Source organism: Agromyces italicus DSM 16388 (assembly GCF_000421545.1).
GTDB classification, from domain to species: Bacteria; Actinomycetota; Actinomycetes; order Actinomycetales; family Microbacteriaceae; genus Agromyces; species Agromyces italicus.
The window spans coordinates 107309-121996 of record NZ_ATXF01000012.1; the positions used below are offsets into that span (position 1 = coordinate 107309).

Sequence of the window (14688 nt, forward strand, 5' to 3'; positions counted from 1 at the left end):
ATGAGCTTCGTCATCAAGCGCGTGTACGAACCCGCCGAACCGGGCGACGGTCTCCGGGTGCTCGTCGACCGGCTCTGGCCGCGCGGCGTCAGCAAGGAGCGGGCCGAACTCGATGCCTGGGACAAGGAGGTGGCCCCCTCCCCCGCGCTCCGCACCGAGTGGCACCACGCGGTCGACCGCGAGGGCGACTTCGCGCACTTCTCGGCGCGCTACCGCGCCGAACTCGACGAGAATCCCGCGGCAGCAGCGCTCCTCGACCTCGGCCGTGAGCACGAGCGCGTCACCCTGCTCTACGGCGCCCGCGACGCCCGGGTCAACCACGCCGAGGTGCTGCTCGGCTGGCTCGACGAGCACGGGGCGACGGTCGAGCGCCGACCGCCTCCGCACCCGCCTGAGGCCACGCACCCGGTGCCCGTTGCTCGTTCGCGCACGATCCGCACCGAGGCATCCGACCCCCCTTGAAGCCACGCCCCCGTCGGCGTAGCGTGCGAGGCGACCCGAGAAAAGCGAGGTTTCATCATGCGTACGCCCGCCCGCATCCGAATCGCCGCCCTCACCGCGGTGGCCGCCGCCGCCCTCACGTTCGCCGGCGCCGGCGCCGCCCAGGCCAAGCCGCCGGGCACGCCGGCGATCCCGCTGAACAACGAGCAGGAGTCGCAGACCACGGGCGCGACCGGCGGCGCCCGCGGATTCATGGCCTATGAGATCGTCGGCGACGAGTTCTGCTACACCGTCGAGGTCGAGGGGCTCACCGGCGGCGCCGTCGCCACCCATGTGCACGTCGCACCCCGCAACGTCGCCGGCCCCGTCGTGATCCCGATCGCGGTGCCCAACGCGACGAGCTTCGTCGTCGAAGACTGCGTGGCCGCCGCTCCCGCCCTGCTCGCGGCGATCGCCGCAGCGCCCAAGGCGTACTACCTCAACGTGCACACGCCGATGTTCCCGGGGGGCGAAGTGCGTGGTCAGTTGAAGTAACCCGTCACGGTATCAGCGGGAAGATCGCCGGCCACCCGGTGTGCGCGTACACGATGACGGCGAACACCACGGCGTCGAAGAGCATGTGCACCACGAACACGTAGGTGAGCGACTTCGTGAGCTTGAAGGTGTAGCCCTGGATGAGCGCGAACGGGATCGTCAGCAGCGGCCCCCACGACTGGTAGCCGAGCTCCCACAGGAACGACACGAACACGATCGACTGCAGGAGGTTCGCCTGCCACGACGGGAAGTGCCGGCGCAGCAGCACGAAGACCGTGCAGACGAAGAAGAGCTCGTCCCACGTGCCGACGGCGGCGACGCCGACGAAGAGGCGCGCGATCGTGTCGGGCTCGGTCACGGTCGGCCAGTTCTCGTAGACCCCCGAGGAGATGAAGTAGAACGGCAGGATGAGCCAGCCCGCGAGCGTCACGAAGATCAGGTAGAGCCACTGGGTGCGGTTCCAGCGCCTGCCCGTGCGCCACGGGAAGCGGATGACGTGTTCGCGGTAGACGAACCGCGAGATGACGTAGGGCACGAGCACGGCGAGGCCCAGCACGACCGCGAAGCGCACCATGCCCTCGTTGCTGAGGTCGGCCTTCAGCGACACCGTCGAGATGATGACCTGCCCGATGGCGATGAGCGCGAGGTCGGCGAGCAGTCGCTCGGTGCGGTCCGAGCGGTCGCAGAGCCATGCGGCCAGGAGTCCCACGGCGAGCATCGCGTAGCCCGCAATCGGCACCATGAACCCGAAGAGCAGCACTGCGGCACCGCACACGAGCACGGCGGGCACGAGGGCGATCGGATGCGTCCGCAGCGCGGCGACGTCTGCGGTGTCGGCGATGTTCGTGCTCGGCATGGGCGGGCTCGCTACTCGTCGTCGTCGAGGTCGCCGCGGCGCGACGCCTCGGCCCAGCGGGAGAGGAAGACCGCGCCCGCCTCGTCGTGGATCAGCTCACCCGCGGTGAGCACCGGGTAGCCGGTCGCGAGGATTCCCTCGGCCGGACGCACGTCGACGTGCCGCACCCGCTCGCCGCGCGCGTGCAGCCAGTCGGCCATGCGGTAGTCGCCGCGCGAGTCGCCCATGGTGCGCCAGTGCTGCGGGCGGATGCCGCGTGCCTCGAGCAGCTCGACGGCGCGCGCCGCCCCCAGGTCTTTGCCGAGCCTGACCGACTCGACATCGGTCGAGATGATGGTCGGGTCGATGCGCCAGTGCACCTGCCCCGTGTCATCCGGCCGTGCATCGCCGCCCCGCACCGTGCCGAAGCCGCGAGCGGCGAGCGATTCGTGCGCGTGAGCGTCGAAGCGCGGCTGCGCCGCGAGGTACGCGTCGGATGCCACGTGCAGGTGCTGCTCGACGGAGACCATCGCCCGCTTCGTGTCGTCGAAGAATGCGAACTCGTCGAAATGCGCCTCGACGTAGGCGCGCATCTCGGCGGCGAAGTCGGCGGGCATCGCGAGGTCGAGATCGATGAAGATCTCGCCGAGCCCGCCCGTGCCGATCTCGGCCCAGACGGCGCCCTTCTCGCAGATCGCCCAGACGGGCGCGCCGGGCTCGAGCCCGGCGGCGAGGAGCGGCGGCACGACCTCGTCGGCGATGAACGCATCGGATCGGCCCGTGTTGAAGACGACGGGATTGCCGGCGTTCGCGAGGGCCGCCAGATCGCGAGCGATCGACGGGATCGCGATCGACCGGGTGACGGGGCTCGCGATGGGTCCGTCGACATCGAGCAGGAGCGCGAGGAAGGGTGCGGCGGTCACGCGAACAGCCTATCCGCGCGGTCCGACCGGACCCGGCCCCTCCCGGAGTCCGCCTCGGGCCTCGACCTTGTCGGCGGCGGATGCCACCATGAGGCATGCCACAGATCGTTCCGCCCTACTTGCTCGATCGCATCGCCGACGCGGGCGCCGAGCGCTTCCCGCTCGCCGCCGAAGCGGCCCGGCGCTCGTTGCTCCACGATGCACCACGGCGAGCACTGCGCGGAGCGCCGCCGATCATGCCACTGCCGCGCGACGACGACGAACTGCCGACCGTCCTGCCCGACGCCCCGTCGACGCCCGACCGTCGAATCTCCGACGCCGGGGGCCGTGAGACCCTGCCCGGTCGCCTCGTGCGGCGCGAGGACGAGCCGGCGACCGGCGACGAGTCGGTCGACGACGCCTACGACGGCCTCGGCGACACGCACCGACTCTTCGACCGGGTGTTCGGCCGCGACTCGATCGACGGCGCCGGCATGCCGCTCGAAGCGACCGTGCACTTCGGCCGACGCTACGACAACGCCTTCTGGGACGGCGAGCGCATGGTCTTCGGCGACGGCGACGGCGAGGTGTTCCGTGGCTTCACCGACTCGCTCAGCGTGATCGGCCACGAACTCGCGCACGGCGTCACCGAGCACACCGCCGGCCTGCGCTACCAGGGGCAGTCGGGCGCGCTGAACGAGCACGTCTCCGACGCGTTCGGCGCGCTCGTCGAGCAGTACGCCCTCGGCCAGGACGCGGGCGCCGCCACCTGGCTCATCGGCGAGGGCATCTTCACCGACGAGGTCGAGGGGCGGGCGCTCCGCTCGATGATCGAGCCGGGCACGGCCTACGACGACGACGTGCTCGGCCGCGACCCGCAGCCCGACCATATGCGCGACTACATCGACACCGCCGACGACAACGGCGGCGTGCACCTGAACTCCGGCATCCCGAACCGGGCGTTCGCGCTCGCCGCCCGCGAGCTCGACGGCTTCGCGTGGGAGCACGTGGGGCGCATCTGGTACGACGCGCTCACCTCGGGGCGACTGGGCCGCGACGCCACCTTCGCCGAGTTCGCGGCCGAGACCGTGCGAACCGCCGAAGCACGCTTCGGGGCCGGCTCGCGCGAAGCCCGTGCCGTCGAGCGCGGTTGGCAGGCCGTGGGCGTGCCGGGAGAGCCGAGCGAGCAGGCGGCCGGGGCCGCAGCGGAGTAGCATCCAGCTCGATGGATGTCATCGTGCAGCGCAGCGGCGGTCTCGCAGGCGCCCGCCTCACCTGGGAGGTGCGCGTCGACGAGCAGCCCGACCCCGACGAGTGGTACATCCTCATCGAGGAGATCCCGTGGGGCGAGCCGCCGCCGGTGCCGCCCGAACCCGACCGATTCGTCTATCGCATCGAGTGCCCGCCGAACGAGGCGACCCTCGCCGAGCGTCAGCTCACAGGGCCGTGGCGTCAGCTCGTCGATCGGGTGCAGGAGGCGACGGATCCGAAGCGGAACGCCCCGCTGCCGGGCGACCCGCGCGAAGCTTCGCGACGACGCCCCACGCGATGAACCCCTGCGCGGCGAGGTAGCTCGACATCACCACGAAGTCGTGCGCGGCGAACTCGTACCCGGGCAGGAACCGGCCGAGCGCGAGCACCGAGTCGGAGACGACGAAGAACGCGCCACCGAGTGCGATCCACCCGCCGTGCATCGACGCGCTCGTCGCCATCAGGCCGATCGCGATCGCATAGGCGACGATCGGCGCGGAGAGCATGCCGGCGTGCGGCAGCAGGAGGCCGAGCATGACGATCACCCACGCCCAGTAGACGTACGACCACGCCGGAGGTCGGCGGCGGGTACGCGGCAGCCGCAGGAAGAGCACGATGTAGACGACGTGCGCGAGGAGGAACGATGCGAGGCCGGCGGCGAACCATCCGTCGCCGCGGAAGGTGAGCAGGACGTCGCCGCCCCAGGAGAAGGCGATCCCTCCGAGGAGGAGCATCGGCATCCCGCCGGCCGGGCGCTCGGGCCGCGCCGGGCGCATGAGGAGGACGACCGCGAGGGCGAGGAGCGGCATGAGCAGCGATTTCGTCGCCGTCACGCTCCAGTCGGGGCCTACGTACTGGAGGACGAGGTGGATCGCGGAGACCACGAGGTATGGGGCGAATGCGGGCAGCACCCCCGAAGCGTAGCCCAGGGACGACGACGGCCGGTGGGCTCGCGCCCACCGGCCGTCGGAGTCTCGGGGTGGTTCAGCTCACGCCGAGCAGGTCGATCACGAAGATCAGGGTCTTGCCCGAGAGCTGGTGCCCGCCGCCCGCGGGGCCGTAGGCCTTGTGCGGGGGCACCGTGAGCTTGCGGCGGCCGCCGACCTTCATACCGGGGATGCCCTCCTGCCAGCCGGAGATGAGCGCCTGGAGCGGGAAGTTGATCGACTGGCTGCGACTCCACGAGGAGTCGAACTCCTCGCCGCTGTCGTACTCGACGCCGAGGTAGTGCACGTCGACCGTCGATCCGGCGGTCGCCTCGGCGCCGTCGCCGACGACGATGTCCTCGATGAGGAGGTCTGCGGGAGCCGGGCCCTCGGGGGCGTCGATCTCGGGCTTGCTGTTCGTATCGGTCATGCCTCAAGTTGAGCAGGTTCCCTGCGCCCTCGCAATCGCGGACAACCGTCCACCCTGCTCTTGCGCTGACTGCGAACACGTTGCACTCTGGAATCCAAGAACTCGTCGCCCCGTAGAGATGTCGGCAGTGCCACACCACAGGGCGGCGAGTTTCTTCGTGCCGGCGAGGCTCGCCCGTGCTCAGCGCAGGAGCGCCTGCCGACCACCGACGATCGAGGCCAGCAGCGCGTGCTCGTCCGCCGCCGCGACGGCTCCTCCCTGTCCGGTCGCGATGCGCTGCCGGGCGAAGGCCAGGTGCGTGGCATCCGCGATCAGCCGCTTCATCGTCGCGGTGCGCGGCGGAAGCTGCGCGCGCGCCCACGCCTTCGCCTGCCGACGGCCCGCCGGGGTCGCGAGCAGTTCGACCTCGGCGTGGCTGAACCAGCCGACGGCCGCGTACTCCGCCAGGCGGCGACGGGTGACGCGCACCTCCTGGCGACGGAGGTACAGAGTGATGAGGATCGCCGCGACGAAGATCGGCACCTGCACGGTGACGTACAGCGCGATCGCGTCGTCGCCCAGGGCGAGCGAGCCGTTCCAGAGGGCGTGCAACGCGATCGCGCCGGCGAGCCCCAGCAGGAACCAGCCGATGACGCCCGCGCCCCCGCCTCGCCGTGCGCCGATGCCGATGCAGAGGCCGGTGCACGCCGTGAACAGCACGTGCGCGAACGGTGAGAAGATGCCTCGCACCACGAAGGTCGCCCCGAGACTCTCGGCGCCGCCCTCGATGAGGGCCGACCCGAAGTAGATGATGTTCTCGGTGAAGGCGAAGCCGCCCGCGACCACCGCCGCATACACCAGGCCGTCGAGCGGCCCGTCGAACTGCCATCGGGCGAAGGCGAAGACGAGGAGCACCCCGAGGCCCTTCGCGAGTTCTTCGACGATGGGCGCCTGCACGACGGCGCGGACGACCTCGTCGGCCGCGCCGCCGGGGTGCGAGTAGGCCACCGCGAGTTCGACGCCGAGGTCGACGATGAGGGCGATCGCGACCGAGACCGCTGCGCCCCAGAGGAACGCGAACCAGAGCGCGCCGCGCGGCTCGGGCTCCCAGCGGTCGACCCAGCGCACCGCGAGGAGCACGCCCGCGAGCGGCACGAGTGCGAGCAGCGAGCCGATCACGAGCACCGGGGCGCCGAGCGCGAGCGCGAGGTAGGCGACGACGAGGAGGCCGACGAGCCCGCCGATCACGATGCCGACGATCGCGAAGACGCTGCCGCTGCCGTTGCGGCCGCGCACCGGCGCGGCCCATGCGGGCGGTGCCACCGCGGGCTGCGGGGCGACGGGGTATGGGGAGGGCCCTGGGGCGAGGTGGCTCACGCGTGCAGCCTAGCGAGGGGCCTCGGCGGATGCCTCGAACATGACCCCCGGGTTCAGGATGCCCGTCGGGTCGAAGACCGCCTTGATGCCGCGCTGGAGTTCGAAGACGTCGTCGCCGAGCTCCTCGGCGAGCCAGCGCCGCTTCAGCACGCCGACGCCGTGCTCGCCCGTGAGCGTGCCGCCGAGCGCGACCGCCGCCCGGAACATCTCGTCGGCGGCCTGCCAGATGTGCGCGGGCACCTCATCGCCCGTGAACACGAAGTTCGGGTGCAGGTTGCCGTCGCCGGCGTGCGCGATCGTGGGGATCTCGACCCCGTGCCTCGCCGCGATCTCGTCGATGGCGCGGAACATCTCGGGCAGCTTCGATCGCGGCACCGCGACGTCTTCGATGAGCACCTGCCCGCTCGCCGCGAGCGCCGGGTGCATGGCCCGCCGGACGTCGAGCAGGCGCTCGCCGGTCGCCGCGTCGGTCGAGAGGGTGACCCGGCCGCCTGCCTCGGCGAAGAGCTCGGCGATGCGAGCGGCCTCTGCGGTGGCGCCCGCGTCGTCGGTCTGCGCGATGAGGAACGTCTCGCCGGGCAGCACCTGTTCGAGCGGGGTGCCGGTGAGTGCCTCCTCGCCGAGGTACGCCGCGACCCGCGCGACGACTCCCGCGTCCATGAGTTCGAGGATGGCGGGTCGGATGCGGTCGGCGGTGACGGCGGCGCAGGCGGCCGCAGCAGAGGTCACGTCGGCGAAGGCGGCGGCGACGGTGACGGGAACGCCCTGGGTGATCGGGCGCACGCGCACCGTCGCTTCGACGATGATGCCGAGCGTGCCCTCCGAACCGGTGAAGAGGGCCGTGAGGTCGTAGCCGGTGACGCCCTTGACCGTGCGGTGGCCGAGCCGGATCAGCCGGCCGTCGGCGAGCACGACCGCCACGCCGAGCACCGCTTCGCGGGTCACCCCGTACTTCGCGCAGAGCAGCCCGCCGGCGTTCGTCGCGATGTTGCCGCCCACCGAGGCGATCGCGCGGCTGGCGGGGTCGGGTGCGAACCAGAGTCCGAGAGGCGCGAGGGCGTCGTTGAGGTCGCCGTTGACCACGCCGGGCTCGACGACGGCGAGCTCATCGGCCTCGGAGATCTCGAGGATGCGGTTCATGCGCGAGAGGTCGAGCACGATCGCCCCGGGGCTCGCGATCGCGCCGCCCGCGAGACCCGTGCCGGCGCCGCGCGGCACGACGGGGGTGCCGCTCGCGTGCGCGACGCGCATGAGCTTCTGCACCTCGTCGACCGAGGTCGCGTGCACGACGGCGAGCGGGGGCGTCGCGCTGCGCCACCCCGAGCGGTCTTCACGGGTCGCCTCGAGCACCCCGGCATCGAGTGAGACGGATGCCCCGAGGGCCTCTTGCAGCTGGGCGACGACGTGCGACATCCCTCCACCCTAGCCACGCGGGCCGAGTCCGATTTCCGCCAGTCGCTGTCGGCGGGGCGTGCGAGGCTGGGGCCATGCCCGTCGAAGCCCTCCGCACAGATCCGCTCGCCGACCCCGTCTTCGCCGAACGGTATCGGGCCATGCGGGCGCGCGACGCCCGGTTCGACGGCCAGTTCATCACCGGAGTGCACTCGACCGGCATCTACTGCCGGCCGAGCTGCCCCGCGGTCGCACCGAAGGCGCAGAATGTGAGTTTCTACCTCACGGCCGCCGCCGCGCACGAGGCGGGCCTCCGAGCCTGCAAGCGCTGCCTGCCCGACGCGGTGCCGGGCTCCCCCGAGTGGGACCTGCGCGACGACCTCGCCGCCCGCGCGATGCGCCTCATCGCCGACGGCGTCGTCGAGCGCGAGGGCGTGCCCGGTCTCGCGGCGCACCTCGGGTACACCAGCCGACACCTCACCCGCGTGCTCACCGCCGAGCTCGGCGCAGGTCCCCTGGCGCTCGCCAGGGCCCACCGCGCGCAGACCGCGCGGGCCTTGCTCACCTCGACGTCGATGCCCGCAGCCGACATCGCATTCGCCTCGGGCTTCGGCAGCATCCGCCAGTTCAACGACACCGTGCGCGAGGTGTACGAGCGAAGCCCCCTCGAACTGCGGGCGGCCGCGCGCCTCGGCGAGCGGCGCGAGCGCGCCGGCGACGGGGTGGTGCGACTGCGACTGCCCGCCCGTGCCCCGTTCGACGCGGCCGGGGTCTTCGGCTGGCTCGCGGCCCGCGCGGTCGACGGGGTCGAGTCGGCCACCCCCGGTCGCTACGCCCGCACCCTGCGGCTGCCCGCCGGTCCCGCCGTCGTCGCCTTCACGCCGAGCCACGACCGTTCCCCCGCCATCGAGGTCGAGGCCCGGCTCACGAGCCTCGCCGATCTGCCGCCGCTCGTCGCCCGCGTCCGACGCCTGTTCGACCTCGACGCCGACGCCGTCGCGATCGATGAGATGCTCGCGGCCGACCCCGCGCTCGCCGCAACCGTCGCAGCGACCCCCGGCATCCGCGTGCCGGGGGCCCTCGACCCCCACGAACTCGTCTTCCGGGCGCTCATCGGCCAGCAGATCTCGGTGAAGGCGGCACGCACGGCGCTCACCCGGCTCGCGGCAGAACTCGGCGAGCCGCTGGCCATCCGAGGTGAAGCGGCCGGCGGCGAGGCTGCCGGCTGCGAGGCCGCGGGCACTGGGTCGACCGGCGCTGCGCACCGGACCGATGCGCTCGTGCGATTGTTCCCGACAACCGCCGCGATCGCCGCTCGCGGCGGCGAGGTGCTCCGCGGGCCCGCCGCGCGCATCCGCACGATCGTCGACGTCGCCGAGCGGCTCGCCTCGGGCGAGCTCGTGGTCTCGGCCGATCGCGACCGCGGCGACCTCGTGCGCGATCTCCTCCTCATCCCGGGCATCGGCCCGTGGACGGCGGGCTACGTCGCCATGCGGGTCACTCGCGCCCCGGACGTGCTGCTCACGAGCGATCTCGCCCTGCGGGCGGGGGCGGGCCGGCTCGGGCTGCCGGCCACCGCACCGGCGCTCGACGAGTTCGGGGCGCGGTGGGCACCGTGGCGCAGCTACGCCTCGATGCATCTGTGGCGCGCCGCCGCCGCAGAGATCTGATGTCTGGCCCGCTCGCGGTACGATTCGGGCATGGCCGTCACCGACGAAGCGATCCTGCGCATCAAAGAGATGATCCTTTCGGGCGAGTTGGCGCCGGGCGACCGGCTCCCTCCCGAGAAGGAGCTGAGCGAGCGACTCGGCCTCTCCCGGTCCTCGCTGCGCGAGGCGGTCAAGGCGCTCGAGGTCATCCGTGTGCTCGACGTGCGGCGCGGCGACGGCACCTACGTCACGAGCCTCGAGCCGCGTCTGCTGCTCGAGGCCATGTCCTTCGTCGTCGACCTGCACGACGATCACTCGGTGCTCGAGATCTTCGCCGTACGCCGGATCCTCGAGCCGGCCGCAGCATCGCTCGCGGCGCGCCACGCCGGCGAGGCGGAGCTCGAGCGGCTCCGCGAGTCGGTCGCCGGCGTCGACCATGCCGCCGACGTCGAGAGCCTCGTCGACCACGACCTCGAGTTCCACCGGGGCATCGCCGATGCCACGGGCAACAGCTACCTTGCGAGCCTCATCGACTCGCTCTCGAGCCACACGGTACGTGCCCGCATCTGGCGCGGCATCACCCAGGAGAGCGCGGTGGAGCGCACGCTCCAGGAGCACCATGCGATCCTCGATGCGATCGCCGCCGGCGACGCCGAACTCGCGTCGGCGCTGACCGTCGTGCACGTCAGCGGCGTCGAACAGTGGCTCCGCTCGGCGCTCTGACTCGCTGAGCGCACCCCGCCCACCGCTGAGCGCACCCGTCCCGGTGCCGCCCGCGGACACGAACGAGGGGCGCCGGCCGAAGCCGACGCCCCCGAGTCATCCGATCGTCACTCGTAGAGGACGGCCTGGATCTCCTCGTCGTCGATGTTCGTCGCGTCGTACCAGTAGAAGCCCGTGTCGATGGTCGTCGGCAGCTCCTCGCCGTTGATCGCCTCGACCGCGGCCTTGACCGTCTCGTAGCCGATGCCGATCGGGTTCTGGGTGATGGCGCCGGTCATGAGGCCGTCGCGGATCGCGTCCATCTGCGCCTTGCCCGAGTCGAAGCCGACGACGGCGAGCGTCGAGGCATCGATGCCGAGCTCCTTGACCGCCTGCACGACGCCGATCGCCGAGCCCTCGTTCGAGCCGTAGATGCCCTTGAGGTCGGGGTGGGCCGCGAGGATCGCCTTGGCGAGGTCGGCCGACTTCGCCTGGTCGCCGCCGCCGTACTGGATGTCGACGATCTCGATCTCGGGCTCGTTCTCCTCCATGTACGACACGAAGCCGTCACGGCGCTGCTGGCCGGTGACCGAGGTCTGGTCGTGCACGACGAGCGCGACCTTGCCCTTGTGGTCGATCGCATCGGCCATGTGCTTGGCGGCCTCCGCGGCGGCGGCGAGGTTGTCGGTCGCGGCGGTCGTGAGCGGGATGTCGCTCTCGACGCCCGAGTCGAACGCGATGACCGGGATGTTCGAGTCCTTCGCCTGCTGCAGCAGCGGGCCGGCGGCCTGGCTGTCGAGCGCGGCGAAGCCGATCGCGGCAGGGTTCTTGTCGAGCGCGGTCTGCAGCATCTGGATCTGCTGGTCGACATCCGCCTCGGTGTCGGGGCCCTCGAAAGTGATCTCGACGTCGAATTCCTCGGCCGCCTGCTCGGCGCCGGTCTTCACGGCCTGCCAGAACTGGTGCTGGAATCCCTTCGAGACGAGGGCGACGTACGGCTTGTCGCCGCCCGAGTCGCCGCCCGAGGCCGTGTCTCCGCCGTCGCCGGCGCAGCCGGCGAGGATGAGGGCGGCGGCGACGGCGCCGACGACGGCGCCCATCGTGCGCTTCTTGAACATGCTCACTCCTTGGTGTTGGTGGTGCGATGGTGCTGGTTCAGGACGGTGTGGTGCTGGGTCGGTATGGTGCCGGTGCGGTGCTGGTGGTGGTGCACGGGTGGTTCGGATGCCACGGGCGGATGCCGTTCAGCCGCGACGACGCCGCAGCATGTCGAGGTAGACGGCGACGAGGATGACGATGCCGACGGCGACCGACTGCCACTCCTGCGGTACCGAGATGATTCGGAGGCCGTTCGTGAGCACCGCCATGATCAGGGCGCCGATGACGGTGCCCACGATCGAGCCCTTGCCGCCCTGCAGCGAGGTGCCGCCGATCACGACCGCGGCGATCGCCTCGAGCTCGAGGCCCATGCCGCCCGTCGGCTGCGCCGACGAGAGCCGCGAAGCGCTCAGCACGCCCGCGAGCCCGACGAAGAGGCCGGCGAGGGTGTAGATGATGATCTTCCAGCGACGGACGTTCACGCCGGAAAGTGCGGTGGCGGCCTCGTTCGAGCCGATCGAGAAGGTGTAGCGGCCGAGGATCGTCTTCGAGAGCAGTACGGCCGCCACGATGATCATGACGATGAAGATCGCGACGCCGAGCGGGAACCGCATGCCGGGGATGATCGAGAGGTTCATGATCGACTGGAAGTCGGGCGTCTCGGTGAAGTAGATCGGCTTCGTACCCGAGATCACGAGCGAGAGGCCCGCCGCGATCAGCATCATGCCGAGGGTGGCGATGAACGGCGGGATGCCGAGCACCGAGACGTTCACCCCGTTGACGAGGCCGATGATCCCACCGAAGACGATCGTCGCGGTCACCCCGAGCCAGAGCGGCCAGCCGAGGTAGGTGAGGAACACGCCGGCCATGACCCCGCAGAGCACCATGCCCGTGCCGATCGAGAGGTCGATACCGCCCGTGATGATGACGAAGGTGGTGCCGAGCGCGAGGATCCCGGTCACGGTCGCCGCCGTCAGGATCGAGACGAGGTTGTTCGCGGTGAAGAAGTGAGGGCTCGCGAACGAGAACACCGCAACGATGACGATGAGGCTCGCGAAGGCGAGCAGTTGCTGCAGTGAGCCGCGCAGCCGGGCGAAACGAGGATTGCCGGCCTCGATTGCGGCGTAGGCGCTCGTCGACGGCGTCGTTGCGGTGTCGGATCGGCCGGAAGAGGGCTTCGTCGTGATCGGGCTCATCGTGCGATCGTTCCTTCGCTTGAGAATCGGGTTGCGTAGTCCATGAGGTTCTCCTGGGTGGCCTCGGCGTTGTCGAGCACCGCGGTGAGTCGCCCCTCGGCCATGACGGCGATGCGATCTGAGAGTCGCAGCACCTCGGGCAGCTCGGACGAGATCATGATGATCGCCTTGCCCTCGTCGGCGAGGCGCCTGAGGAGGCCGTAGATCTCCTCCTTCGCGCCGACGTCGATGCCGCGAGTCGGTTCGTCGAAGATGAGGACGTCGCAGTCCTTCACGAGCCACTTCGCGATGACGACCTTCTGCTGGTTGCCGCCCGAGAGGTTCTGCACGAGCTGGGCCGTCGACGGCGTCTTGATGCGCAGCTTCTCGACGTACTCGCGCCCGGTCGCCTCGATGCGCCCGTCGCGGACGAAGCCGAGGCCTGAGGTGTACTCGCGCAGCGAGGAGAGCACGAGGTTCTCGCGCACGCTGCGTTCGAGCAGCACGCCGAGCTGCTTCCGGTCCTCCGAGAGGTACCCGATACCGAGCCCGGCAGCCTCGGCGGGGCTCGAGATCGAGACGACGCGCCCCCGCACGCGGATCTCGCCAGACTCCCTGCGGTCGGCGCCGACGATCGCGCGTGCGACCTCGGTGCGCCCTGCGCCCATGAGGCCGGCGAAACCGAGGATCTCGCCCGCGTGGACGTCGAAGCTCACCTCGCGCAGCAGTTGCCTCGTCGAGAGACCACGCACCGAGAGCACGGGCTCGCCTTCGGGCGTGCGCGGTGCGGGCCGCTGCTCGCCCGAGATCTCGCGGCCGACCATGAGCGAGATGATCTCGCTCGGGGCGGTCTCGGCCGTCACTCGTGTGCCGACGTAGCGGCCGTCGCGCAGCACGCTGATGCGGTCGGAGATGCGGGAGAGCTCCTCCATGCGGTGCGAGATGTAGATGACGCCCGTGTCGGCGGTGCGGAACCGTTCGATGAGCTCGAACAGCACATCGACCTCGGCGTCGTTCAGCGCCGCGGTCGGCTCGTCCATGATGAGGACCTTCGCGTCGAAGGACAGCGCCTTCGCGATCTCGACCATCTGCTGGCGGGCCACCGTCAGCTGCTCGACGCGCTCCGCGGGATCGAGTGCGAGCCCGAGGCGGTCGAAGAGCTCCTGCGCCCGCCGGTTGAGCGCCCGGTCGTCGAGGAACAGCCCGGCCTGCCGGTGCTCGCGGCCGATGAAGATGTTCTGCGCGACCGTCAGGTCGGGCATCAGGTTGAACTCCTGGTGGATGATCGAGATGCCGAGCTCCTGCGCCTGGCGCGGACCCTCGATCGACAACTCGCGTCCGTTGAGGCGGAACGTGCCCGCGTCGGGTGTGTGGATTCCGGCGAGGAGCTTCATGAGCGTCGACTTGCCTGCGCCGTTCTCGCCGACGAGCGCGAGCACCTCGCCGTGACGGAGTTCGAGCTGCACATCGGCGAGCGCCTGCACACCGGGGAACCCCTTGCTGACGCCCTCGACCTCGAGGAGCGCGGCGGTCACTGCGCCGCTCCGCGGGGCTCGTAGGCGTTCACGACGCCCTTGCGCAGGACGAGGTTGCCGTACGGGCGCAGTTCGCCCGTGCGGACGATCAGTCGGGCGCCGGCCGCTCGCTCGTAGAACGCGAACCGCTCCAGTTCGCCGACGCGATCTGCGGCGACTGCGGCGGCCCCGACGAGTTCGTGCTGCACCGGGAGCCGCTCGCCGCCCTCGGCGGACATGAGCAGCACCGCGGGCCCTTCGTATCCGTCGAGCGGCACCACCGTGCGGATCGCCTCGACGACCTGCGCCGCGGCGATGCCGGGTGCGTCGGCGACGACGGCTCCGAACCTGTGCGCCGGGAAGTTCGCGTCGGCGACGACGAGTTCGTCGCCGTGGCCGAGCCGATCGAGGGCGGCGAGCAAGTCGCCGCCGAGGATCGGGTTGATGCCACTCAGCACGTGAGCCTCTCTTCCTTGAGATGTG

The 14688-nt window shown here is 71.0% G+C and carries 16 protein-coding genes; 6 read left to right on the forward strand and 10 right to left on the reverse strand.

Translation table 11 applies throughout. The features are described from left to right. Both H516_RS20815 and H516_RS0117180 read left to right on the forward strand, forming a co-directional pair. Complete coding sequence (locus H516_RS20815; protein ID WP_022890938.1) at positions 1-462, forward strand: DUF488 family protein, N3 subclade; 462 nt, start codon at positions 1-3, stop codon at positions 460-462. A gap of 57 nt (positions 463-519) precedes the next feature. Continuing rightward, positions 520-975 carry a CHRD domain-containing protein gene (locus H516_RS0117180; protein ID WP_022890939.1) on the forward strand — a complete coding sequence of 152 codons (456 nt, stop codon included), beginning with the start codon at positions 520-522 and terminating at the stop codon, positions 973-975. A gap of 4 nt (positions 976-979) precedes the next feature. Here the strand turns inward: H516_RS0117180 and H516_RS0117185 are convergent, their stop codons facing one another. Together H516_RS0117185 and H516_RS0117190 are read right to left on the reverse strand one after the other, a co-directional pair. Beyond that, positions 980-1831, reverse strand: a complete 852-nt coding sequence (locus H516_RS0117185; protein ID WP_022890940.1) for a CPBP family intramembrane glutamic endopeptidase — start codon at positions 1829-1831, stop codon at positions 980-982. Between the two features lie 11 nt (positions 1832-1842). Continuing rightward, positions 1843-2733, reverse strand: coding sequence for a hypothetical protein (locus tag H516_RS0117190; RefSeq protein WP_022890941.1), 891 nt, complete (start codon positions 2731-2733; stop codon positions 1843-1845). Positions 2734-2828: 95 nt separating this feature from the next. Between H516_RS0117190 and H516_RS0117195 the strand changes: the two genes are divergently transcribed. Both H516_RS0117195 and H516_RS22310 read left to right on the forward strand, forming a co-directional pair. Further along, positions 2829-3926 (forward strand): M4 family metallopeptidase, encoded by a 1098-nt coding sequence (locus tag H516_RS0117195; RefSeq protein ID WP_022890942.1) that lies wholly within the window; start codon positions 2829-2831, stop codon positions 3924-3926. A gap of 11 nt (positions 3927-3937) precedes the next feature. Further along, positions 3938-4264, forward strand: coding sequence for a protealysin inhibitor emfourin (locus H516_RS22310; RefSeq protein WP_022890943.1), 327 nt, complete (start codon positions 3938-3940; stop codon positions 4262-4264). Here the strand turns inward: H516_RS22310 and H516_RS20820 are convergent. From H516_RS20820 to H516_RS0117220, 4 genes are all read right to left on the reverse strand, one after another. Continuing rightward, a complete protein-coding gene (locus tag H516_RS20820; protein ID WP_022890944.1) occupies positions 4149-4874 on the reverse strand; it encodes a lysoplasmalogenase in 726 nt (241 codons plus the stop codon). The two genes, H516_RS22310 and H516_RS20820, sit on opposite strands and share 116 nt — an antisense overlap. Before the next feature lie 73 nt (positions 4875-4947). Continuing rightward, complete coding sequence (locus H516_RS0117210) at positions 4948-5319, reverse strand: FKBP-type peptidyl-prolyl cis-trans isomerase (protein WP_022890945.1); 372 nt, start codon at positions 5317-5319, stop codon at positions 4948-4950. 180 nt (positions 5320-5499) lie between these two features. After that, entirely contained in the window at positions 5500-6675 is a 1176-nt protein-coding gene (locus tag H516_RS0117215; protein WP_026378960.1) for a PrsW family intramembrane metalloprotease, read from the reverse strand. Between the two features lie 9 nt (positions 6676-6684). Next, the gene (locus H516_RS0117220; protein WP_022890946.1) at positions 6685-8088 is read right to left on the reverse strand and encodes an FAD-binding oxidoreductase; all 1404 of its coding nucleotides are present in this window, start codon (positions 8086-8088) and stop codon (positions 6685-6687) included. Between the two features lie 74 nt (positions 8089-8162). Between H516_RS0117220 and H516_RS0117225 the strand changes: the two genes are divergently transcribed. Together H516_RS0117225 and H516_RS0117230 are read left to right on the forward strand one after the other, a co-directional pair. Further along, positions 8163-9737, forward strand: coding sequence for a DNA-3-methyladenine glycosylase 2 family protein (locus H516_RS0117225; RefSeq protein WP_022890947.1), 1575 nt, complete (start codon positions 8163-8165; stop codon positions 9735-9737). Between the two features lie 30 nt (positions 9738-9767). Then, positions 9768-10439, forward strand: a complete 672-nt coding sequence (locus tag H516_RS0117230; protein ID WP_022890948.1) for a FadR/GntR family transcriptional regulator — start codon at positions 9768-9770, stop codon at positions 10437-10439. 107 nt (positions 10440-10546) lie between these two features. Here the strand turns inward: H516_RS0117230 and H516_RS0117235 are convergent, their stop codons facing one another. The 4 genes from H516_RS0117235 to H516_RS0117250 form a co-directional block, all read right to left on the reverse strand. Then, positions 10547-11536 carry an ABC transporter substrate-binding protein gene (locus H516_RS0117235; RefSeq protein ID WP_022890949.1) on the reverse strand — a complete coding sequence of 330 codons (990 nt, stop codon included), beginning with the start codon at positions 11534-11536 and terminating at the stop codon, positions 10547-10549. A 126-nt stretch (positions 11537-11662) separates the two neighbouring features. Next, positions 11663-12712 (reverse strand): ABC transporter permease, encoded by a 1050-nt coding sequence (locus tag H516_RS0117240; protein WP_022890950.1) that lies wholly within the window; start codon positions 12710-12712, stop codon positions 11663-11665. Beyond that, entirely contained in the window at positions 12709-14226 is a 1518-nt protein-coding gene (locus H516_RS0117245; RefSeq protein WP_022890951.1) for a sugar ABC transporter ATP-binding protein, read from the reverse strand. Before H516_RS0117245 ends, H516_RS0117240 begins: the two co-directional genes overlap by 4 nt. Next, positions 14223-14663 carry an RbsD/FucU family protein gene (locus H516_RS0117250; RefSeq protein ID WP_022890952.1) on the reverse strand — a complete coding sequence of 147 codons (441 nt, stop codon included), beginning with the start codon at positions 14661-14663 and terminating at the stop codon, positions 14223-14225. The genes H516_RS0117245 and H516_RS0117250 overlap by 4 nt, the downstream gene beginning before the upstream one ends. Between the last annotated feature and the right edge of the window lie 25 nt (positions 14664-14688).